26 protein-coding genes are annotated in these 20,925 nt (G+C 64.3%); 6 read left to right on the forward strand and 20 right to left on the reverse strand.

Features of this window, described 5'->3' with window-relative positions; genetic code table 11:
• Window positions 1-2: 2 nt before the first annotated feature.
• From cobA to G453_RS0117980, 3 genes are read right to left on the reverse strand one after another with little or no spacing between them, the layout of a single operon-like run.
• The gene (gene cobA / locus G453_RS0117970; RefSeq protein WP_027192145.1) at window positions 3-1,520 is read right to left on the reverse strand and encodes a uroporphyrinogen-III C-methyltransferase; all 1,518 of its coding nucleotides are present in this window, start codon (window positions 1,518-1,520) and stop codon (window positions 3-5) included.
• Between the two features lie 7 nt (window positions 1,521-1,527).
• The gene (locus G453_RS0117975) at window positions 1,528-1,920 is read right to left on the reverse strand and encodes a carboxymuconolactone decarboxylase family protein (RefSeq protein ID WP_051272591.1); all 393 of its coding nucleotides are present in this window, start codon (window positions 1,918-1,920) and stop codon (window positions 1,528-1,530) included.
• A gap of 6 nt (window positions 1,921-1,926) precedes the next feature.
• Window positions 1,927-2,421: a peptidylprolyl isomerase gene (locus G453_RS0117980; protein ID WP_027192147.1), complete on the reverse strand. Its 495-nt coding sequence runs from the start codon at window positions 2,419-2,421 to the stop codon at window positions 1,927-1,929.
• Window positions 2,422-2,607: 186 nt separating this feature from the next.
• On the opposite strand from G453_RS0117980, the gene G453_RS0117985 reads away from it, so the two are divergent.
• Window positions 2,608-2,856 carry a hypothetical protein gene (locus G453_RS0117985; RefSeq protein WP_027192148.1) on the forward strand — a complete coding sequence of 83 codons (249 nt, stop codon included), beginning with the start codon at window positions 2,608-2,610 and terminating at the stop codon, window positions 2,854-2,856.
• Window positions 2,857-3,098: 242 nt separating this feature from the next.
• Here G453_RS0117985 and G453_RS0117990 read toward each other — a convergent pair whose 3' ends face one another.
• The 6 genes from G453_RS0117990 to G453_RS0118015 form a co-directional block, all read right to left on the reverse strand.
• Window positions 3,099-4,154 carry a class I fructose-bisphosphate aldolase gene (locus G453_RS0117990; protein WP_027192149.1) on the reverse strand — a complete coding sequence of 352 codons (1,056 nt, stop codon included), beginning with the start codon at window positions 4,152-4,154 and terminating at the stop codon, window positions 3,099-3,101.
• A 115-nt stretch (window positions 4,155-4,269) separates the two neighbouring features.
• Window positions 4,270-5,334, reverse strand: a complete 1,065-nt coding sequence (locus G453_RS0117995; RefSeq protein WP_027192150.1) for a zinc dependent phospholipase C family protein — start codon at window positions 5,332-5,334, stop codon at window positions 4,270-4,272.
• 77 nt (window positions 5,335-5,411) lie between these two features.
• Entirely contained in the window at window positions 5,412-5,819 is a 408-nt protein-coding gene (locus G453_RS0118000) for a Fur family transcriptional regulator (protein WP_027192151.1), read from the reverse strand.
• Window positions 5,819-6,622 carry a metal ABC transporter permease gene (locus G453_RS0118005; protein WP_043646653.1) on the reverse strand — a complete coding sequence of 268 codons (804 nt, stop codon included), beginning with the start codon at window positions 6,620-6,622 and terminating at the stop codon, window positions 5,819-5,821. The genes G453_RS0118000 and G453_RS0118005 overlap by 1 nt, the downstream gene beginning before the upstream one ends.
• Window positions 6,623-6,630: 8 nt before the next feature.
• Window positions 6,631-7,431, reverse strand: a complete 801-nt coding sequence (locus tag G453_RS0118010) for a metal ABC transporter ATP-binding protein (protein WP_027192153.1) — start codon at window positions 7,429-7,431, stop codon at window positions 6,631-6,633.
• Window positions 7,432-7,943: 512 nt separating this feature from the next.
• Window positions 7,944-8,843 carry a metal ABC transporter solute-binding protein, Zn/Mn family gene (locus G453_RS0118015; RefSeq protein ID WP_027192154.1) on the reverse strand — a complete coding sequence of 300 codons (900 nt, stop codon included), beginning with the start codon at window positions 8,841-8,843 and terminating at the stop codon, window positions 7,944-7,946.
• A gap of 132 nt (window positions 8,844-8,975) precedes the next feature.
• Here G453_RS0118015 and G453_RS0118020 point away from each other — a divergent pair, with 132 nt between their 5' ends.
• From G453_RS0118020 to G453_RS0118040, 5 genes are read left to right on the forward strand one after another with little or no spacing between them, the layout of a single operon-like run.
• Window positions 8,976-9,746, forward strand: a complete 771-nt coding sequence (locus G453_RS0118020) for a DUF4198 domain-containing protein (protein WP_027192155.1) — start codon at window positions 8,976-8,978, stop codon at window positions 9,744-9,746.
• 6 nt (window positions 9,747-9,752) lie between these two features.
• Window positions 9,753-10,283: a hypothetical protein gene (locus tag G453_RS26700; RefSeq protein ID WP_051272592.1), complete on the forward strand. Its 531-nt coding sequence runs from the start codon at window positions 9,753-9,755 to the stop codon at window positions 10,281-10,283.
• A 4-nt stretch (window positions 10,284-10,287) separates the two neighbouring features.
• Window positions 10,288-10,878, forward strand: coding sequence for a cobalt transporter CbiM (gene cbiM, locus G453_RS0118030; protein ID WP_027192156.1), 591 nt, complete (start codon window positions 10,288-10,290; stop codon window positions 10,876-10,878).
• Window positions 10,875-11,621 carry a cobalt ECF transporter T component CbiQ gene (gene cbiQ, locus G453_RS25060; protein ID WP_051272593.1) on the forward strand — a complete coding sequence of 249 codons (747 nt, stop codon included), beginning with the start codon at window positions 10,875-10,877 and terminating at the stop codon, window positions 11,619-11,621. Before cbiM ends, cbiQ begins: the two co-directional genes overlap by 4 nt.
• Window positions 11,618-12,328 carry an energy-coupling factor ABC transporter ATP-binding protein gene (locus G453_RS0118040; protein WP_027192157.1) on the forward strand — a complete coding sequence of 237 codons (711 nt, stop codon included), beginning with the start codon at window positions 11,618-11,620 and terminating at the stop codon, window positions 12,326-12,328. Before cbiQ ends, G453_RS0118040 begins: the two co-directional genes overlap by 4 nt.
• A 209-nt stretch (window positions 12,329-12,537) precedes the next feature.
• Here the strand turns inward: G453_RS0118040 and G453_RS0118045 are convergent, their stop codons facing one another.
• The 11 genes from G453_RS0118045 to apgM all read right to left on the reverse strand — a co-directional run bounded on the left by G453_RS0118045 (window position 12,538) and on the right by apgM (window position 20,845).
• Entirely contained in the window at window positions 12,538-13,029 is a 492-nt protein-coding gene (locus G453_RS0118045) for a hypothetical protein (protein WP_027192158.1), read from the reverse strand.
• An 8-nt stretch (window positions 13,030-13,037) separates the two neighbouring features.
• Window positions 13,038-13,340 (reverse strand): hypothetical protein, encoded by a 303-nt coding sequence (locus G453_RS0118050; protein WP_027192159.1) that lies wholly within the window; start codon window positions 13,338-13,340, stop codon window positions 13,038-13,040.
• Window positions 13,337-13,954 carry an RNA polymerase sigma factor gene (locus tag G453_RS27450; protein ID WP_169725362.1) on the reverse strand — a complete coding sequence of 206 codons (618 nt, stop codon included), beginning with the start codon at window positions 13,952-13,954 and terminating at the stop codon, window positions 13,337-13,339. Before G453_RS27450 ends, G453_RS0118050 begins: the two co-directional genes overlap by 4 nt.
• 490 nt (window positions 13,955-14,444) lie before the next feature.
• The gene (gene feoB, locus G453_RS0118060) at window positions 14,445-16,778 is read right to left on the reverse strand and encodes a ferrous iron transport protein B (RefSeq protein WP_043646664.1); all 2,334 of its coding nucleotides are present in this window, start codon (window positions 16,776-16,778) and stop codon (window positions 14,445-14,447) included.
• A gap of 66 nt (window positions 16,779-16,844) precedes the next feature.
• Window positions 16,845-17,099, reverse strand: a complete 255-nt coding sequence (locus tag G453_RS0118065; RefSeq protein WP_027192162.1) for a FeoA family protein — start codon at window positions 17,097-17,099, stop codon at window positions 16,845-16,847.
• Window positions 17,100-17,148: 49 nt separating this feature from the next.
• Complete coding sequence (locus G453_RS28195) at window positions 17,149-17,325, reverse strand: FeoB-associated Cys-rich membrane protein (RefSeq protein WP_156921005.1); 177 nt, start codon at window positions 17,323-17,325, stop codon at window positions 17,149-17,151.
• A 66-nt stretch (window positions 17,326-17,391) separates the two neighbouring features.
• Complete coding sequence (locus tag G453_RS0118075) at window positions 17,392-17,610, reverse strand: FeoA family protein (protein WP_027192163.1); 219 nt, start codon at window positions 17,608-17,610, stop codon at window positions 17,392-17,394.
• 322 nt (window positions 17,611-17,932) lie between these two features.
• On the reverse strand, window positions 17,933-18,328 hold the full coding sequence (locus G453_RS0118080; protein WP_027192164.1) for a response regulator: 396 nt from the start codon (window positions 18,326-18,328) through the stop codon (window positions 17,933-17,935).
• 35 nt (window positions 18,329-18,363) lie between these two features.
• Window positions 18,364-19,206: an amidohydrolase family protein gene (locus G453_RS25065; protein WP_051272594.1), complete on the reverse strand. Its 843-nt coding sequence runs from the start codon at window positions 19,204-19,206 to the stop codon at window positions 18,364-18,366.
• On the reverse strand, window positions 19,203-19,631 hold the full coding sequence (locus tag G453_RS0118090) for an acyl-CoA thioesterase (RefSeq protein WP_235731799.1): 429 nt from the start codon (window positions 19,629-19,631) through the stop codon (window positions 19,203-19,205). The genes G453_RS25065 and G453_RS0118090 overlap by 4 nt, the downstream gene beginning before the upstream one ends.
• Complete coding sequence (apgM, locus tag G453_RS0118095) at window positions 19,628-20,845, reverse strand: 2,3-bisphosphoglycerate-independent phosphoglycerate mutase (protein WP_027192166.1); 1,218 nt, start codon at window positions 20,843-20,845, stop codon at window positions 19,628-19,630. Before apgM ends, G453_RS0118090 begins: the two co-directional genes overlap by 4 nt.
• Between the last annotated feature and the right edge of the window lie 80 nt (window positions 20,846-20,925).

Genomic DNA, 20,925 nt, shown 5'->3' on the forward strand with positions numbered 1-20,925 from the left:
GCCTAGGCCTTGCCGCCCGAATCCGCCAGCGCCTTGGCCAAGGCCGGGATGGTGTAGCTCTCGGGCTGGATGTCCGGCTTGAAGCCGTGCTTCTCAAGCGTGGCCGCCGTGATGGGGCCGATGCAGGCAATCTTCAGCTTGTCGCGAAGCGGCGCGATGCGCGCGGCGGGCACCATCTGGAAGAAATTGTCCACCGTGGAGGAGCTGGTGAAGGTGAGGTAGTTGATCTCGCCTTCCTCGATGGCCGCCACGATCTCGTCGGGGTCCTGTGCTGCGAGCTTGGTCTCGTACACGGGCAGGACTTCCACCTGCGCGCCTGCGCGCGAAAGCTCCTCGGGCAGCACCTCGCGGGCTTCCCTCGCACGCGGGATCAGCACCTTCTTGCCGCCGATCTGCAGGGCCAGAAGCCCCTCGACCACGGATTCCGCGATGTACTTGTCGGGCACGAAATCCGCCCGGATGCCGCGCTCGGCCAGGGCCTGGGCGGTGGCAGGCCCGATGGCCGCGACCTTCAGGCCAGCCAGGGCGCGCGCGTCCTTCTCCATGGCGGCCATCTCGTGCCAGAAATATTTGACGCCGTTCACCGAGGTGAACACCAGCCAGTCGTAGCAGTCCAGACGGCCTACGGCCTCACGCACGGGCGAGGTGTCGGCCAGGGGGACCACGTCGATGGTGGGAAACTCCCAGGTGCAGGCCCCCATGTCCGAGAGCTGGCGCACCAGATCGCTGGCCTGCTCGCGCGAGCGGGTGACCACCACGCCCTTGCCCAGCAGCGGGCGCTTTTCGAACCAGTTGAGCTTGTCGTGCAGCTGCACCACTTCGCCCACCACCAAAAGCGACGGGGCCTTGAAGCCCTGGCGCTTGGCCTCGGCCGGAATCTCGGCCAGGGTGGAGACCATGGAGCGGTGATGACAGGTGGTTCCCCAGCGCACCAGGGCGGCGGGGGTCTCGGGGGAGCGTCCGCCGTCGATCAGGCGGCGCGAGATGTCGGCCAGGTTCTTCACGCCCATGAAGAACACCAGGGTAGACGCGGCCTGGGCCAGGGCGGGCCAGTTGTGGGCCGACTCGTCCTTGGTGGGGTCCTCGTGGCCGGTGATGAAGCTCACGGAGGAGGCGAACTTGCGGTGCGTGATGGGGATGCCCGCGTAGGCCGGGGCTGCAACGGCGCTGGTCACGCCGGGGATCACCTCGAAGGTCAGTCCCTCTTCCAGGAGCTCCTCGGCCTCTTCGGCTCCGCGCCCGAACACGTAGGGGTCGCCGCCTTTGAGGCGGGCGACAACCTTGCCCTCCTTGGCCTTGGCCACCAGGAGCTTGTTGATGTCGCCCTGGGGCAGGGTGTGATCCCCGCCCTTCTTGCCCACGTAGATGACCTCGGCGTCCGGGCGGCGGTAGTCCAGGAAGCTCTTGTTGGCCAGGTAGTCGTAGATCAGGACGTCGGCGGTTTCCAGGACGTGCTTGGCCTTGACGGTCAGGAGGCCCGGATCGCCGGGACCGGCTCCGATGAGATAGACGTTGGGCATGTGTGCGTCAGCCTTGGGTGCGTTGGCGGTTGGAGTCCTGCTCGAAGACGGCCTTGGCCGTGGCCAGGGCGTTGAGCGATGCCGGGAATCCGGCGTATCCGGCAATCTGCATGAGCACCTCCGCGATTTCCTCGCGGGTGATGCCGATGTTCAGGGCGTTCTGCACGTGTGCGGCCAGCTGCGGCTGGGCGTGGCCCAGGGCGGCGATGGCCGCGAGCGTCACCAGCATGCGCTCGCGAAGAGGCAGGGCCGGGCGCGCGTAGACGTCGCCGAAGAAGCCCTGGATGATCTCGGTCATGTCCGGGGCCACTCCGTCGAACAGCGTGCGCAGAAGCTCTTCGTTGCCGGGGTTGAGACGGGCCAGGATTTCCCGGCCCCTCTCGATACGGTCGTCGTCCACGCGGGGCTATTCCTCGCGCAGGCAGCTGTTGATGGTCACGGGATCCACGGGCACGTCGTCGTGGAAACCGGCGCGGCGGGTGCGCACCTTCTTGATCTTGTTGACCACGTCCATGCCGTCCACCACCTTGCCGAACACGCAGTAGCCCCAGCCCTCGGGGGTCTTGGCCTTGTGGTCCAGGAAGTGGTTGTCGTTCACGTTGATGAAGAACTGGGCGGTGGCGCTGTGGGGGTCCATGGTGCGGGCCATGGCCAGGGTGCCGGTGAGGTTCTGCAGGCCGTTGTCGGCCTCGTTGACCACGGGCGCGTTGGTGGGCTTTTCCTTCATGGTGACGTTCATGCCGCCGCCCTGGATCATGAAGTTGTCGATGACCCGGTGGAAGATGGTGCCTTCGTAGAAGCCGTCGTCCACGTATTTCAGGAAATTGGCCACGGTGGCGGGGGCCTTGTCTGCGAACAGTTCGATGGTGATCAGCCCCATGGAGGTTTCCATAAGAACCATATGCGTACGCTCCTTGCCTGTCAGTTCGGTGTGCGGGCGGTCTACCGCACATCCCGTCCGGAGTCCATCCCCGGAGTGGCTGCCCGCCGGGGCAGGTCGCAAATTGCGAAAAATGTAAATTCGGCTGGATTTTTGTCCTGGTCGTGTTAGGCTCTAATCAGATTCGCACCTGTTAAGGAGAAAAACATGACCAAGTCCACCTGGGAAAAAGTATTCGAGTACGCCTCCATGCCCGTGCACGGCACGCTGTCGCGCAAGCTGCGCAAGGGCATCAAGATTCAGATCAACGAGGGAAAAGTCTACGAACAGGCCACGCTGTTTCTGGGCGAGGAGTTCCTGCGCGTGACCGAGAAGAACGGCAAGGAATCCGTCAATACCTACTACGGCTGGGAGAAGCTGGTCTGCGTGCGCACCATCGGCGAGACCGAAGAATAACCCTCACGTTCAGTTTGCGCTTTCTGTAAACAGAGGAGGCCTGGGATCATCCTGGCCTCCTCTTCGTCTTTCCACGCGTTTATCCCTCGCTCACCGGAACCCGACGCGAAGCGGGACGGGATTCCACAAGGGCGAAGCCCTTTGGCCGCCGGAGGCCCTCTTCGCCCTGCCCTCCCGGATTCTTCAAGTGCCATGACGTATTACGCCGATAACACGCGACCTCCATTCAACTTCCGTCGCCCCTAGGCCACCGTCACGTCCTTGCACAGGTACACGTCCTGAATGGCGTTCAACAGCTTCACGCCTTCCCCCATGGGCCGCTGAAAGGCCTTGCGCCCGGAGATCAGCCCCATGCCGCCCGCGCGCTTGTTGATGACAGCGGTCTTCACGGCCTCCAGCATGTCCGACGCGCCCTCCGACGGGCCGCCGGAGTTTATGAGCCCCATGCGCCCGGCGTAGCAGTTCAGCACCTGATAGCGGCACAGATCTATGGGGTGGTCGGTGGTAAGCTCCGAGTAGACGCGCTTGTCGGTCTTGCCGAACTTGATGGCGTTGTACCCGCCGTTGTTCACGGGCAGCTTCTGCTTGATGATGTCCGCCTGGATGGTGACGCCCAGATGGTTGGCCTGCCCGGTGAGGTCCGCCGAGGCGTGGTAGTCCACGCCGTCCTTCACGAAGGCCGGGTTTCGCGTGTAGCACCACAGGATGGTGGCCATGCCCAGCTCATGCGCGCGCCGGAAGGCTTTGGACACTTCCTGAAGCTGGCGGGTGGACTCGGGCGCGCCGAAGTAGATCGTCGCCCCCACGGCCACGCAGCCCATGTCGAAGGCCTGCTCCACCGAGGCGAACATCACCTGGTCGGGCATGGCGGGCAGCGAGAGCAACTCGTTGTGGTTGAGCTTCAGGATGAAGGGGATCTTGTGGGCGTACTTGCGGGCAACAGCTCCCAGCACCCCAAGGGTGGAGGCCACGCCGTTGCATCCGGCCTCCAGGGCCAGCTTCACGATATTTTCGGGATCGAAATAGATGGGGTTGGGCGCGAAGGAGGCCCCGGCCGAGTGCTCGATGCCCTGGTCCACGGGCAGGATGGACATGTAGCCGGTGTGGGAGAGCCGCCCGGCGCTATACAGGGCCTGAAGACTCCTGAGCACCGGGACGGAGCGGTCGGTCTGGGCATAAATGCGGTCCACCATGTCCGGGCCGGGCAGATGCAGGTGCTCCTTGGCCACGGTGGTGCAGGTGTGTTCCAGCAGGGATTTGGCTTGGTCACCCAGCAATTGTGCGATGGCGTCGATCATGGGGATCTCCTGGGATTTGGATTTCACCCACAGCTATACCGGCAGCGCCACGCTCCAGCAACGAAAATCGCGCTGAAAAGCGTGGCGCTGACCACAATCGGAACGTCATCCGCGCCTACATGACCGCATACCGGGAGGCGAGTTCCTGCGCCTGGAACTCGAACCGTTCTCCGTCGTCCTTCGAAGTGTTTTGCCTGTCGTTGTTCAGGCTCGACGGAAGGCCGGTGTCGAGATTGTAGTCGTCGTCGAGGAATCTCACGTTGAGGCCGGAAAAATACTGTTGGCTTGTGCCCAAGACGTTGGGGTCGAAGAACCCCTCGCTGGCATCGATTACGGCTGACACAGCCTTGCTGGCCATGCCGAGCAATTCTTCGATGTTGTAGTCGAGCCCGGCGACTTGTTGAGGAGGATACCAGTTTGCCCTGTCGGTTCTGTTTATCAGGGCAGAGTCCTGCTGCGGCCAGTCTGCCAAGGGCAGCACTTTTCGTCCAGACAAGATATTCTTGCGCTTCTTCCGCAGCATGTAGCAATGCGTTCCTATGGCAAGATTGTACTTCGCGTAGGACATTTGTATGGGATTCTTCTCCTTATCCGAAATGTCAAATCGCCACGAGATGTTTTTTTCTGGAAAATTTGCATACGCACTATAAATTCCACCAAGGTACATCTCATATAGGTCTGCATCCAACATCCCATCCAAGCCGTGGCAATCAAGATCGACATCAGCACCCTGATATCCAGGGGTACCCTCATACTTTGACAGAATGTAGTTGTCTGCCAAGCATTCCATTTCTTTATGTGCAGTGTATACATCCTCAGGGTGATCCAGCCAATGATCCTTTGCCCTTCGGTATACGAACGGATGGAACACAACGTCTGCAACAACATGAGAGTAATAGCCGTAAGCAAAGGCCTTCATCTTGTCGCCTCGCGCCTCGTCATTCACAGTCTTGATGTGCTCAAGCAGGGAGCAGTAGAACGGCAAGGCTCCCTCGGCATGCATTATGTCCGCAGCTTCCAGGTATCCGGTATCGAATCCTGTCCCTCTAATGTAAAAAAGATCCGGTCCGAAAGAACCGAATCTCGCAAAATTGGGATACGCACTCCACAAGTCAGCCCCTGCTGCACTCCCCCTCATACCCTGTTCACAGATAAACATGTGGGTGATCGGCTGTGGCATATCGACTCTCCTCCCCAAGTGGATTCGAAAACGCCATTTACAAACCAATTACCCCGCTATCACAGGCAGTATAAATATCAACCCCGGCAATCAGCGCAGGTGCCGTCCAGCCTCACGACAACCTGCTCCACGCCCGGCACGTCCGCGCCAACGCGCACCGCGTCCGGCTCCAGGCACAGAAGCCGCTTGCAGCGCTGGCAGAAAAAATGATGATGCTGCGGATGGTCCGGACCGGCGGCGCAGTAGCGCACCGAGCCGTCCCCGGCTTCGTGGCGGCAGATCAGCCCATGCGCCTCCAGCGATTCCAGCGTCCGGTATAGCGTCACCTTGTCCATAGGCCCTTCCCAGCGGATGGCCGCCAGCAGCGCAGGAGGCGAGAGCGCCTCCTGAAAGGCCAGCACCGCCCCCAGCACCCGCACGCGCTGCGCCGTGGCCTTCAGCCCGCTCTCGGCCAGAAGCGCCTTGGGATCACACCGCGAGCACATCAGGCCCTCCTCCGTGCCACGCACTGGTCCGCAAAAAACCAGACCGTGGCCACCGCGATGATGCTGGCCCCGCTGGTCAGGTCAAACCCATACGACAGCGCCAGCCCGGCCAGACAGAACAGCGCGGAATAACATCCCGCCGTGGCCATCATGCCGCCAAGCGACCGGCAGCGCCGCTCGGCCAGCGACGGCGGGATGGTCAGCAGCGCGATCACCAGAATAAGCCCCACGACCCGGATGATCATCACGATGGACACCGCGATCATGGCCAGCATGGCCAGATGCAGCGCGCGCACCGGCACGCCGCGAAGCCCGGCGAATTCCGGGTCGAAGCTCATGGCCATGAAGCCCCGGTAATAGAGCGTCACCACCGCCAGCAGCACCGCGTCCAGCCCGGCCATGATCCACAGGTCCGACACCGGCACCGCCAGTATCGACCCGAACAGAAAGCTCATCAAATCCGTGTTGTAGCCGTGGGTCAGATCCATGAGGATTATGCCGAAGGCCATGCCCGCCGCCCAGAGCACGCCCACCACCGTGTCCGCCCGCTCGCGCCGCCCGAACGTCACGGCGGCCATCACCGCCGCCACGCCCAGGCTGAAGGCGATGGTGACCGGCAGCACCGGCAGCCCCAGAAAAAACGCCAGCCCAACGCCGCCATACGCCGCGTGCGAGATGCCCCCGGCCACGAACACCACCCGGTTCACAACCACCAGGCTGCCGATGACGCCGCAGGCGATGCTGGCCAGAAGCCCCGCCATCAGGGCCTGGCGCATGAAATCGAAGCTCAACGCTTCCATCAGGGCTTCCATCATGACTTCTTCCCGCAGGAGCACGTCCCGTCTTCGTGCGCGGCCAGCACCCTGTGCGGCATGGCGTGCGCGATAAGCTCCACCGGGCAGCCGTGCGGCCCGCAGTGATACATCATGCCGAACATCTCCGGGGTTATCTCCGGGCGCGGATGGAAATGCACCGTGCGGTTCACGCAGGCCACGGAAGTGACGTGGCGCGAGATCACCGACACGTCATGGCTCACCAGCACCACGGTCAGTGTCTTGGCCAGCTCCCCCAGCAGCTCCTGGAGCGACGCCCGCCCTTCCGGGTCCACGCTGGCCGTAGGCTCGTCCAGCAACAACAATTCCGGATCGCAGGCCAGGGCGCGCGCGATGAACACTCGCTGGCGCTGCCCGCCAGACAAATCCGACAGGGCCTTGTCCGCCACGTGGGCCACCCCCACCCGCTCCAGGCACTCCAGCGCCTTGTCGCGGTCCGCGCGCGGCCACCACGGCCAGTACGAACGCGGGGTCAGCCTGCCCAGCAGCACCGTCTGCAACACGCTTATGGGAAAGGCCCGCCCCGTGGACGTGAACTGCGGCATGTAGCCCACGCGGCGCGAGGCCTCGCCCGGCGTGGTCCCAAGCACCCGCACCGTGCCGACATCCGGCGTCAGAAGCCCCAGCAGGAGTTTCAGGAGCGTGGTCTTGCCGCCGCCGTTGGGGCCGAGCACCGCCAGGTACTCGCCGCGCGGGACGCTCAGGTTCACACCCTCCAGCGCCGGAGAGCCGTTGTAGCCGCAGGATACGGCCTCGAATTCTATCGCGGGTTCGTTCATTCACATCTCTTTTTGTGCCGGAGTGTCCGGGGCTTCGCTTCCGGCCGGAGTCTCTGGGGCTTCGCCCCAGGCCCCACCAGGGCTCTGCCCTGGACCCGCCAGGGGGATGATCCCCCTGGACCCTCAGTGGGCTTCGCGTAAAATAGCGTTACGTCTTCCTGTCCTGCTACTCTAAAGCCCTGAAGCGCGCAAAGCCGCGCTTCAGGGCTTTGATTCATGGAATCGCCGTTTTCGCCCAAGGCAGGGGCTGGGCGCTGTCACGGCCGGGTTCTGGCGGGCGGGCGACGAATCGTCTTCAAATCGGTTCTAGCCCGCCCGCCAGGACACGGACGGGACAGCGCCCAGCCCCTGCCCCAGCCCAAACCGATTTGCCGCGCACGACGCGAAGCGAAGAGCCGGGTCCAGGGCCAAGAGTGCGTTTGACTCTCCCCTGGCGGGTGCAGGGCAGCGCCCTGCCGGATCTGGGCGGAGCCCAGCGCCGGGGTCTGGGGCGGAGCCCCAGCTCTTCTCCCCTACTTCAGCGCGTCCGCCAACGCCTTGGCCACGGCGAGCATGTTGGCGTTCCAGTCCGGGGCGAGGTCATCGGCGGGCACGAGCTTGGCCCCGATGGCGTCGGCCAGGGTCTGCGCAGTCTTGCGGGAGAACTGCGGCTGCACGAAGATGGCCTTGGCCTTGGTCTCCTTGGCGTGCTTGATCAGCTCCTTGAGCTTTCTCGGACTCGGTTCCTTGCCACCGGATTCGATGGCGACCTCTTTCAGGCCGTATTCGCGCGCGAAATAGGCCCAGGCGGGGTGGAACACGATGAACTCCGACCCTGCGGGGACGCCTTTGAGCAGGGCGCGGATCTGCGAATCCAGGGCGGCGAGTTCGTCGGAGAAGGCCTTGAGGTTGCTGTTGTAGACCTGGGCGTTCTCGGGATCGGCCTTGCCAAGCGCGTGCGCCATGGTCTCGGCCTGACGCTTCATGAGTGAAGGAGCGGTCCAGGTGTGGGGGTCCATCTCCAGCTCTTCGTGCTTGTCCTTGGCGTTCTTGTCTTTGGCGTGCTTGTCGTGCCCGTGGTCGTCGTCATGCTCTTCCATGGGCATGAGCTCGATGCCTTCCAGGGTGTTGACCACGGTCATGCCGGGGTTGGTCTTTGCGAGCTTGGGCAGCCAGGCGTGCTCGAACTCCACCCCCTGGGCGAAGTACAGCCTGGCCTTGGCGGCCTGGGCCATCTGGCTGGGCTTGGGCTCGAATGTGTGGGCGTCCGCGCCGGGCGCGACCATCACGCTCACTTCCACCAGCGGTCCCGCCAGTTTTTCCAGCACGTATTTCTGCGGCGCAACGCTGACCATCACGGGCAACGGCCCGGCCAGCGCGGGACCCGCCCACAGGATGAGAACGAGAGCCAGAGCGGCTTGAAGGTGTTTCATGAGGTCCTCCTGATCGTCAATTCTGGCCTGTGATGCAACTTGGTTGCATGTATGTCAACGCCAAAATCGCGTTGACAGTAACACGTAGCACGAATAGATGTAACTCATTCACCCGATTCATCTGGAGGATCAATGAGACTTCGCATGCTTCTGCTCGCTTTGGCCGCGCTGATGACTGTTGCCGCTGTTCCGGCGTCCGCCCATGAATTCGTCGTCAAACCCGTCAAGGCGGCGGTGAAGGCTGGCGAGAAGCTGACGCTCTCGGCGCTGTCCGCCCATGTTTTCATGGTGAGCGAGGAACTGGAAGACCCGGCCAACGTGAAGATCAAGGCCGTTGACGCTGCCGGGACCTCCTCCGAAGTTGCCGTTACCGCTAACAAGGCCACATTGGCCTACGACGGGCAGACGAGCTTCGCCAAGCCCGGCTACGGGATGCTGCTGGGCCACCGCCTTCCGGAAGTCTGGACCAAGACCCCGGAGGGCATGAAGAAAGGCACGAAGGCCGACTTTCCCGGCGCGACGGTTTCCAACCTCTACGAGAAATTCTGCAAGACCCTGATCGTGGTGGACAAGGCCGACGACGGCTGGAAGAAGTCCGCCGGACACAAGCTGGAGATCATGCCCCTGGCCGATCCCGCCGGGTACAAGGCCGGACAGGAAGCCGCCTTCCAGATTCTGGTGGACGGCAAGCCCCAGTCCGCCGAGGTCTTCGCCACCTGCGACGGCTACACCAAGACGCCCAACTCCTACGGCTGGTACACCGAAACCGACGACAAGGGCGTGGCCCAGGTGAAGTTCTCCCAGAAGGGGCTGTGGATGGTGCGCGTGCAGCACAAGGCCCCCGGCAAGGACGGTATCACCGAACACGTCATGCGTTCGGTGCTGGTTTTCGCGGTCAACTAGCCTCCCATGACTTGCCTTTCGATACGCATCCGCCTCGCGTTCCTCGCCCTCCTGATGCTCGCGGCCTGGGCGTTCCCCCCAAACGCCCAGGCCCACGGCACCGGATCGCGTCTGCTGGACGGCTCTGATCCGGTAAGGTCGCTCTACTTCCATTACTCCTCCGGCGAGCCCATGTCCTGGGTGAAGATCAAGGTCTACGGCCCCGGTGACGAGAAAATGGAATTCCAGAGCGCCCGCACCGACAAGCTGGGCCGGTTTGCCTTCCTTCCGGACAGGAACGGGCCATGGCGCGTGGAGGCGTCCGACGACGAGGGGCATAAGGCCGTGGCGGAACTGTTTGTGGAGGCTTCGCCGGTTGCGGGCGGACCTGCCCAGGCCGGAACCAGGGAAGCCGAACCCGCCCGCCTCTTGCCGCAGGCGCATGCACAGGATAGGGAGCAGGACCCGCAGTGGATGCGGGCGCTTCTTGGCGTGAGCCTTATCCTGAACCTCTTCACGGGCGCGGCGCTCGTGAGGCGAAATAAAGCCGGACATTGACCTGATGCACATTTCCGAAGGCGTTTTATCCGCTCCCGTTCTCGCGGGTGGAGCCGTGTTGGCGGTGGCCGGGATTGCCGTCGGGCTCAGGAAGCTCGAGGGCGAGGCCCTGGTGCGCACAGGCGTCCTCTCCGCCGCGTTCTTCGCCGCGAGTCTGGTGCATCTGCCCATAGGCCCGGCCAGCATCCATCTGGTGCTCTCGGGCCTGATGGGGGCCATGCTCGGGTTCGCGGCCTTTCCGGCAATCTTCGTGGGGCTTTTGCTCCAGGCGCTGCTGTTCCAGTTCGGCGGGCTGACCGTGCTCGGCGTCAACGCCGTGGTCATGGGCCTCCCCGCCGTGGTCTGCGGTCTGGCCGCGCGGCCCTTGCTGACCCGCAGCGGCCCGGCCTTCGCCGTGGGCGCGTTCGCCTGCGGGGCGCTGGCCATCCTGGGGAGCCTGATCCTTCTGTATCTGGCCCTGGTGCTCTCCGGCGACGCCCTGTCCGTGTTCGCCGGGCTGTTCTTCTGGGCGCATCTGGCCCTCATGGGCATCGAGGGAGCCATCACCCTGGTGATCCTGGGGTTTCTCAAGCGCATGCGCCCGGAGCTTTTTTGAGCGGCCAGTGCACGCAGGACGCGCAGTCAGGGCTTGACCCGCGCTCCCGCCTGCTGTGCGCCTTTGGGCTGTGCGTGGCCGTGGCCGTGTGTCGCTCCTGGCCGGCCGCCCTGGCCGGGCTCGGCTTCGGCGCGGCCTGCCTGGCCCTGAACTCCGGGCGGTGGGGCATGCTTGCGCGCAGGCTGGCCCTGGTGAACGTGTTCTTTCTGGGGCTTCTTGCCACCGTGCCCCTGGCCGTTCCCGGCGAAACGCTCCTGCGCCTGGGGTCGCTGGCCTTCACCCGCGAAGGGCTTATGCTGGCCCTGCACATGACCGCCAAGGGCAACGCCATCTTTCTGATCTTCTGGGGGCTGGTGCAGCCGCTCTCCCCGCCGCGCCTGGGGTCCGCCCTGTCGGCGCTGGGCGTGCCGGACAAGCTCTGCCTCATCCTGTCGCTCACCTTCCGCTATCTGGACCTCATGCGCCACGAGTGGGACCGGCTGGTCACGGCGGCGCGCCTTCGGGGCTTCACACCTGGCACGTCGCGCCGGGCCTGGGGCACGTACGGACTTCTGCTGGCGCTGCTTTTCATGCGCGCCATGGATAAATCAGCCGCCATCCATCAGGCCATGATCTGCCGGGGCTTTGACGGACGCTTCAGGAGCCTGGGCGGCCTGCGCTGGCGTACGGCGGACACGGCACTCGGGGTGGCGGCCCTGGCCGGGATCGTGCTGGTGGCCGTTCTGGAAAGGGGGAGCGCATGACGCTGGTGGAACTGGAAGGGCTTACCTGCGGCTATCAGGACCGCGTGGTGCTGGCAGGTCTCGATCTTCGCCTGGAGGAGGGCCAGCGCCTGGGACTGGCCGGACACACCGGCAGCGGCAAGACCACCCTGCTCAAGGCCATCATGGGGCTGGTGACGCCCACCGGGGGCACAGTGCGCATCCTGGGCAGCGAGTGCCGCGTAAACGGCGACTTCACCCAGGCCCGGCGCGTGCTGGGGTATCTGTTCCAGAACTCCGACGACCAGCTGTTCTGTCCCACCGTGCTGGAGGACGTGGCCTTCGGGCCGCTGAACCTGGGCGCGTCGCAGGCCGAAGCCCGCGCCGTGGCCCTGGAGTGCCTGTCCATGGTGGGATTGTGCGGGTTCGAAGATCGCCTGACGCACAGGCTCTCAGGCGGCGAGAAGCGCCTGGCGTCGCTTGCCGGGGTGCTGGCCATGCGGCCCAAGGCGCTCCTGCTGGACGAGCCCACCACCGGCCTGGACCCGGAGAGCAAGGCCCGCGTGGCCGAGGTGCTTCGCGGGCTGGATCTGGCGCTTCTGGTGGTGTCGCACGAGTGGGATTTCCTGACGCAGGTCACCAACCGGTACTTCACGCTGTCCCACGGGCACCTGCATGAGGCCGCCGAAGCCCCGCACCTGCACCATCACGTGCATAGTTTAGGCGACTTTCCGCACAGCCACGATTAGCGCGCCACATTCCGAAGAAGAGGCAGGAAAGGGTCTCCGGCGGCCAAAGGAACACGTTCCTTTGGAATCCTGTATCGCTTCGCGTCGTGATCGGGATTGTTGAAGAGAGCTTGAAAGAAAGGCCCCCGCATGGACACGGGGGCCTTTTGTATCGGCGATTCCGAAGAGTCGCCGCCGGGGAGGCGAAGGGAGGAAGTAGCGAGGCCTCTTTACTGCGGACCAGGGCCGGGACCAGGCACCGGGGGCGGGCCGGGGCTGCCGAAGAACAGGCCATCGGGCGGCGGAGGCGGCGGAAGAGAACTCCCATGGGGCCCCTGCTGCATCCTCTTGCGGAAGTCCCGCATGCGTTTGACGATCTCGTCCTGTTTCGCAGCCTGCGACTCCGTGAGGAGCTGGCGCACGCGGGCATTGTATTCCTCGAAGATGGCCTCTTCCTGCTCCTGGATGGGGCGGCGAAGCTGGTCGATCTTGCCGATCATTTCCGTGATGACGGGCTCGATATCCTTTTTCTGCGCCTCGCTCAGCTTCAGATCGCTGCTCATGCGCTCCATGATGAAGCCCACCGGGCCTTTACCCTCCAGATGCTTGAACGGCCCGCCGCGAAGCACACGGAATGCCTCCAGGCCGAAGGCGCCGACGATGCTTCCTGTCAGGAAAATCACCAGGGCTATCAGAAGTCCTTTTCCCCTGCTCATGCTCATGTGGCCTCCTACAGAACCAGCCATTGCGTGACGGGGGAATCGGTCATCACCGAGGCCAGCAGGTGCTGGCTGGAGTTGTCCTGCCCGGTGAGCACCACCAGCGCCAGCACGGCGGCGACGGCCCAGCCGGAATACAGGATGGGCCGGGCCACGCTGCGCAGCACGTCCCACAGGGACAGCTCGCGGCGCGCTTCCATGATCCGGGCCATGACGCGGCTCTCGAAACCGGGAGTGGCCGACGCGTCACCCTTCCCTGCAAATGTTTTCCCCAACAGTATGTCGAGGCGTTGGAAATCCTTTTCCGCGCTCATGGTAGCCTCCCTTTCCCGGCCTCGTCTCGCATGATCTCGGCCATCTTCTTTCTGGCCCGGTGCAGCCGGACCTTCACTTTTTCCACGCTCCAACCCAGCATCGTGGCGATTTCTGACACTTCGTGCTCTTTGGCGTAATACAAACCGATGGCTACCCTGTCATCAGGCTTGAGGTGCCCAAGCAGCCAGGTCACCACGGAGCTGGCCTCGCGCTTGCGCATGAAATCCTCGTGGCGCTGGCGGGCGTCGTCTCCCATGAAGGCTTCCAGCCAGTCCTGCTCGCCGTCGCCGCCCAGGTCCATGGACACCTCACGCCTGCTCGAGACGTCGCGCCAGTAGCGGATGGCCCGCCTGAGCGCCATGGAGGACAGCCAGGCCCGGAACGAATCCGGCTCGCGCAGCTGCGAGAGTTTCTCGAACGCCTTGACGAAAGCGTCCTGTGCGGCCTCGGGCACCTCGGAAACAGGCAGGTGCCGCCTGAGAAGGCCGAACAGATAATCCTGATGCCGCCTGACAAGCACGGCGAACGCCTCGGTCTGACCGTCCAGCACCTGCCGCACGGCCTGGGCGTCGCTCATGGCGTCGCCGTCCTGAGTTCGTCTGTCCTTATTCATGCAACTCCCGACCGTGGAAGGGAACTCCCCTCCCCCTCGACGATCGTACGCAGCCACAACGCCGCTTCTATCGAAATAGCAGACCGCTGATAAGACCGTAATGTCCACCATGTCCGCGTTTATCCGGTTCTGGCAAGCCTCGAATGCGAGTTCGAAGCACTCGACCTGCTCGAGACGCAGACGCGAGGGCGTATGCCCTCTCTCCACTGGTCTGCATCCCTCCGCGACTGTCGGCCAGCCCTTTGACGATACCGTCCTTGCCCGGAAGTCCCCTGACGACTGAGCCAAGCCTCCTGAACTGTTCATCCCGGATAATCCGTTCTGTTTGTTGTTCGCGTGGCGTCCTTCCACGCTGGTGACACCTACTAGAGCGGGTCCGGATGGGTGAAGTTACACAGGCTTTGCAAAAGATCGTAACGCAAAACCGCCCGGCTGGGGAAGCCGGGCGGTTTCGGTGGGGGTGAGGCGGGGTATCGTGAGCGATGGGCGTTTAGTGGAAGATCCGCATGCCTATCTGGAAGACCGCCACGGCCAGGGCGAAGGCCAGCACGGTGTTGAAGACCATGGCGAAGGCCGCCCACTTGTAGGAGCCGGTCTCCTTGCCTATGGCCACCACCGTGGGGAAGCAGGGCGAGTAGAGCAGGATGAACACCATGAGCGCCAGCCCGGCAGCAAGGCTCATGCCTTCAGTGGTGAGCATCTCGGCCAGGGGCGCGGCTTCTTCCGCTTCCACTTCGCCCAGGGAGTACGCGGTGCCCAGGGTGGAGATGATGACTTCCTTGGCCGCGAACCCGCCCACCAGGGCGATGTTCATGCGCCAGTCGAACCCGGCCAGCTTGGACACGGGCTCCAGCAGCGTGCCGAGCCTGCCCGCAACGGAGGAGGCCAGGGCCTCGGCGGACTGCTTCTTCTCGATCTCCTCAAGCTGGGCCTTCAGGTCGTCCAGGGGCGTTGCGGCGGCTTCGGACTTTTCGCCAGCCTCGGCTGCCTCGGGAGCGGATGTTTCTTCGGGCTTCTCGCCCGCAGCGGGAGCTGCGCTAGCATCGGCGGTCTGGACGGCCTCGGGGGCTTGCCTGCCGGGTGCGGCCCCGGCTGAGGGAGCCTCGGCGGCCTCAAGCGCCTCGATCTGCTCGGTGAGGGCGGTCTTTTGGGCTTCGAAGGCGGCTTCCCTGTCCTCGGGCAGACCGGGGAAGGTCATGGCCGCCCACACGATGACAGACACGGCCAGGATCACGGAACCGGCCTTCTTGATGTACTGCCAGCTGCGCTCCCAGGTGTGGATGAGGAGTCCGCGCATGGTGGGCAGGCGGTAGGGGGGCAGCTCCATGACGAAGGGGGTGGACTCGCCGCGCACCACTGTGGCGCGCAGGATCCAGGAGACGCCAAGGGCCATCACCCAGCCAAGAAGCGTCATGCTGAACAAAGTCAGGGCCTGGTTGTCCGGAAAGAAAACCCCGGCAAGCAGGATGAACACCGGCAGCTTTGCGCCGCAGGTCATGAAGGGGGCGGTGAGGATGGTGGCGATGCGCTCCTTGGGGCTGCGCAGCGTCCGGCTGGCCATGACGCCGGGCACTGCGCACCCGCCGCCGATGCCGCCGGAGATGATGAAGGGCATCACCGAGCAGCCGTGCAGGCCGAACAGCCTGAACACCCGGTCGAGCATGTAGGCGATGCGGGCCATGTAGCCCGAGTCCTCCAGGAAGGCGATCATCAGGAAGATGAGCACGACCAGGGGCAAAAATCCCATGACCCCGCCCACGCCCGCGATGACGCCGTCCACCAGCAGGGAGCGCAGCAGGCCGTCCGGCATGGCTGCCTTCACTGTCTCACCGCACCAGGCAAACAGCGCCTGGAGCCATTCCATGGGGAATTTGCCCAGCGAAAAAGTGATCTGGTACACCAGGAACAGCACAGCCAGCATGAGGACGGGGCCGAGCAGCTTGTGAGTCAGGAACATGTCCAGCTTGTCGGAGGTCTCCAGGCGTCCGTGCAGGTCGTCGCGCGTGACCACGCCGCCCTTGAGCACCGAGGCGATGAATCCGTAGCGGAAATCCGCGATGATGGCTTCAGGGTAGGTTCCAAGCGTGGCGCGCAGATGCGCGGCCACCTGGTCGGAGCGCCCTTCCAGCCACGTGGCCAGCTCGGGGTCGGCCACGCGGCCCTGCTCCCTGATCTGGTCGTCGCTCTCCAGGTATTTGAGGGCCACCCAGCGGGCCGGGTAGCGGTTGGCCAGGAAGGACTTGGCCATAATGCGCGTGGTCATCTCGGTAAGGGCCGGATCAAGGTCCGGGCCGTAGGAGATGTCCACGGGCTTCCAGCGTCCCTGGCGCTCGGCGGCGAGCTTCGCGGCGGCGGCGGCCAGTTCGTTCACGCCGGTGCCCCTGCGGGCCACCAGTTCCACCACCGGGCAGTCCAGCACCTTGGAGAGGCGCTTGGAATCGACCTTCATGCCCATCTTGTGGGCCTCGTCCATCATGTTCAGGCCCAGCACCACGGGGATGCCCAGTTCCAGAAGCTGCACCGCGAGGTACAGGTTTCGCTCGAGCGATCCCGCGTTCAGGACGTCCACCACTGCCTGGGGGCGTTCGTCCACCAGGAAGTCGCGCGCCACGAGTTCTTCTGCGGAATAGGCCGTGAGCGAGTAGGTTCCGGGCAGGTCCACCAGGTTGAGGAGCGCTTCGTCGGTGCGGAACTGGCCGACCTTCTTCTCCACGGTGATGCCGGGATAGTTGCCCACGTGGGCTCTGGCGCCGTTCATGGCGTTGAACAGCGTGGATTTGCCTGCGTTGGGGTTGCCCGCCAGGGCGATGGTGTAGGTTGGCAGGGCCGTCAGGCCGGAGCGGGCCGTGCTCTGTGTCGAGGCGCTGTGCTGGGTCTGGGTGCTCACGTCTTAAGCCTCCGAGGCTGAAACCAGGATGTAGTCGGCCTCGTTGTTGCGAAGCGACAGGGTGAAGCCTTTCAGGCGGATAGCCACGGGATCCTTGAGGGGCGCGCGCCCCACGATCTCGATCTGCGCCCCGGGCACGAGGCCCATGTCGCGGATGCGGCGACCGAGCTCTCCCTCGGCGTTGATGCGTTCGATGCTGGCCCGCTGGCCGACCTTGAGCGATCGCAGCGACATGGGCGAGGTGTTGGGATGAGTCATGCCTTCTCCGAGAGTGATAGTCATTTTCAATTGGGGGCGTTTAAAAAAATCAGGATTTCCGGCCGCAACCACAATCGCTGAAGTTCTTGATGTCGGTCTGCCCGCCGCCGCAGCATCCGCCGGAGCTGCCGCATCCGCAGGACGAGGCGCCTTTGCGCATGACGCGCCGCACCATGTAACCCACGGCCAGGACAATAATGGCCGCAACTATGATCTTCTCAAGCATCGTGAAACTCCTTGAGTTGGCCTTTGGAATGCGTGTCCAAGGCAGACCCGTTCAGACCTGGAGCGTTCAGACCTGGGCCACCATGACCCTGTCGGCCAGGCCAGCTCCGAGGCTGATGTCTTCCCCGCGAACGGACAGGCGGCAGCAGGCCCCCCCTTCCCGCACCTCAGCCTCGACGCCCGGGGTCAGCCCCAGTGCGCACAGGCGGCAGCGGCAACGGCGGTCTTCGCAGAGCTCGATGATGCGCACCTTGCTTCCACGGGGACATTCGCTCAGGGGAACCATGTCGCCTCCTTGTTCGCGTTCTACAAGGCAGGGATAATGCAATTGAAATTCATTGTCAACAGGGCGGCGCAAATATCCACCGGTAACCCGGGGGCCGTGGTGCTCGGCTCCTCCCTGTGAGCGCCGCGCGTGTTAAAAACAAGAGGCTCCTGCACAATTGCCCGTCCGGCGCTTTTCGAACAGATTGCCTGCGTGTAAAGACATGGCATTACTGGGGATTCCAGATAGCGTCCTTTGGCCGCCGAAGGCTTTCCCCTACTGCGAATGTTCCAAGTTGTTCATTATCCACAACATAACCGACCGTTCATGTGAGCACGGCCCACTAGGCCTGCTCGAAACCGGCGATGCAGTCCAGCAGCGTTTCCCGCTCCACCGGCTTCACCAGATACCCCGAGGCGTTGCCGCTGAAGAAGGCGTTGACCACGCTGTCCTTGTCGTTGTGGGCCGTTATCATGAGTACCTTGGCTTCCTGTCCGCTCGGCACCAGGAGGGTTTTCTCCATCTCGCGGATGGCCCGCAACGCCTCCAGGCCATCCATGACCGGCATCTGGATGTCCAGCAGGATCACCCGGTACGGGTCGCCGTCCTTGTGGGACAGACGGAAGGCCTCCAGGGCCTCCTGCCCGTTCACCACGACGTCAACCGGATGCATGCCGCGCAGATAGCGTTGCAGCAACAGGCGGTTGGACACTTCGTCTTCCACTATCAGTATGCGCATGAATTCACCCGCTTAGCTCGAACAGGGTATCTGTCTTATTCTGTATGGATTCCCCACCCAAATGTCAAACCGGGGCCGGGTCGGGGCCATTCTTCAGGAAACAGCGCCTCTCCGGATGTGAGCAGGCGCGTAAGCGCCGCGTCGGACAAGCGCAGCCGCTCGCGCAGGCGCTTCAGCTCACGGGCTGGGTCGAAGATGGGGTAGTCGCTGCCGAACAGCACCCGCTCCGGCGGGTGGCGGTCCAGGATGGCGCGCAGCAGGGAGTCGTCCAGGAAGGGGAGGCTGGAGGAGGTGTCCAGGTACACGTCTGTTCCAGCCAGATACTCCAGCGCCTCGGCCCAGTGCAGGTACCCGCCCAGGTGGGCGGCGATGATGCACAGCTGCGGGAAGTCTTCCCGGATGGCCCTGAGCTTGGCCGGGCAGGAGGGGTTCTCGTGGGGCGGAAGACGGTCGCCCACGTGGAACATGGCGATGAAACGGCCCTGCATGGCCTCCAGTATGGGCCGCAGAGCCGGGTCGTCCAGGCGGAAACCCTGGAAGTCGGCGTGGATCTTGATGCCCCTGATGCCTGCGCGCTCCAGCCGGTCGAACTCAGCCTCGAAGTCCGCGAAGCCGGGGTGGATGGTGCCGAAGGGGATCAGCCGGGGCTGGGTGCGGGCAAGCTCCATGGACCAGTTGTTGGCCGGTATGACCTGGGCCGGAGCCGTGGCCGCCGCGTGCACTGCGGCGCGCTCGATGCCCGCCGCGTCCAGGCTCTCCAGCAGGTGCTCCACAAGACCCGTACCCACGGGCGTTATGCCGTAGTGGCCGGTGAGTTGCTCGAGTACCTTGGAGGCGATCTTGGGATGAAAGGCGTGGGTGTGGATGTCCAGGGTCACTTCAGGCAGATTTCCTTCAGCCAGCCGGGCACGGCCACCGGCTTTCCGTTTGCGTCCACGCAGGCGTGCTGCGTCGTGCCCAGGCACACCAGGCGCGAGTGCTCCGGCGGGCCGAACACCTGATAGGCAAACGTCACGGAGGCGCGCCCCCACTGGCTTATGCCCGCGCGCACCACGACATGCTCGTCGTAGCGGGCCGGGGAGATATAGCGCACGGCCATCTCGCGCACGGGGAGCATCACCCCGCGCCGCTCCACCTCCGCGTAGGACAGGCCCCGCTCGCGCAGGTACTGCCCGCGCGAACGCTCGAACCAGTGGGCGTAGTTGCCGTAGTACACCACGCCCATGGCGTCGGTCTCGCCGTAGGAGACATACAGCTCGAAGCGGGTATCCGCCTCCGGGAAGGGCTCGCCGGGCCGGATCACAGCCCGCCAGCCTTCTTGATGGCCCAGGAGAGCAGCTCGTGTCCGGGGTCCAGAGACAGGCCGGAGGCCTTGGCCTGGGCCTCGCTGAAGCACTGCGCCCCGCCAGCCTCTTCCGGGTCGATGCCCTTGCCCCAGAGCAGGAACGGCACCGGGTCGTCCACATGGGTGCGCTTGGACACGGGGGTCAGGTGGTCGCAGGTGATGAGGAACACCGCGTCCGGAAAAGCATCGCGCAGGGGTTTGACCACACGCGCATCGAACCGGGCCACGGCCTCGGCCTTGCCCGGCGCGTCGCCGCCGTGGCCGCATTCGTCCGGGCCTTCCAGGTGCACGAAGGCCATGTCCCCGCCGTTCTTCAGGTATTCGACAGCTGCGGCCACCTTGCCCTCGTAGTTGGTGTCCAGGAGCCCGGTGGCTCCCTCCACCTCAAGGACATCCATTCCCGCAGCGCGCCCCAGGCCCTTTATCAGGTCCACGGCTGAGATCACCGCGCCCTTCAGGCCGAAGTTGTCCGCGAAGGACGGAAGCGAAAGCGCCCTGCCCTGCCCCCAGGGCCAGATGGCGTTGGCCTTGGTGGTGTTGCCGGAACCTTCCAGCAGGCGGGCCGCGCAGCGGGTCAGGCTCCAGAGCAGGGGCACGGAGCGGTAGGCATCGATGTCCTGGTGGATGGACTGGTCGGTGATGTCGTGCGGGGGGCGGATGGCCAGTTTTGCCTCCGGGCTGTCCGCTGCGCCGCGCTGCACCAGCAGATGGCGGTACTGCACGCCGGGGATCAGCTGGAAGGGGGCGAATTCTTCTGAGCAGCGGGCGCACTGGTCGTCCAGCTGGCGAATGAGCGGCGTGGAGGCCTCAGTGGTGATGTGGCCGGAGGAGTAGTCCAGCATGACGCCGTCCGAGGCGTACTTGCTGACGCGGACCAGGTTGCAGCGCCAGACCAGGTCGTTCTCGGCCAGCTTAAGGCCCTGGGCCGCAGCCTCGATGGGGCCGCGCCCGGTGTGGTGGCTGGCCGGGTCGAAGCCCAGAAGCGCCATGTTGGCCACGTCCGACCCCGGGGGCATCCCTTCCGGGATGGTGCGGGCCACGCCCAGCACGCCTTCGCGGGCCATGGCGTCCATCACCGGGGTCTGCGCTGCTTCCATGGCCGTCAGGCCGTTCAGCTCTCCGGGCCAGCCGCCCATGCCGTCAGCCACCAGAAACAGGAATTTGCGTCTCATGTGCTTGTCTCCCAGGCAAAGGCTGGTGGCTCATTTACGAAAAAATGTCAAAACCGTCCCGCCTGGGGACAAGCCCGAGA

Origin of the sequence: Fundidesulfovibrio putealis DSM 16056 (assembly GCF_000429325.1) — a bacterium.
GTDB classification, from domain to species: Bacteria; Desulfobacterota; Desulfovibrionia; order Desulfovibrionales; family Desulfovibrionaceae; genus Fundidesulfovibrio; species Fundidesulfovibrio putealis.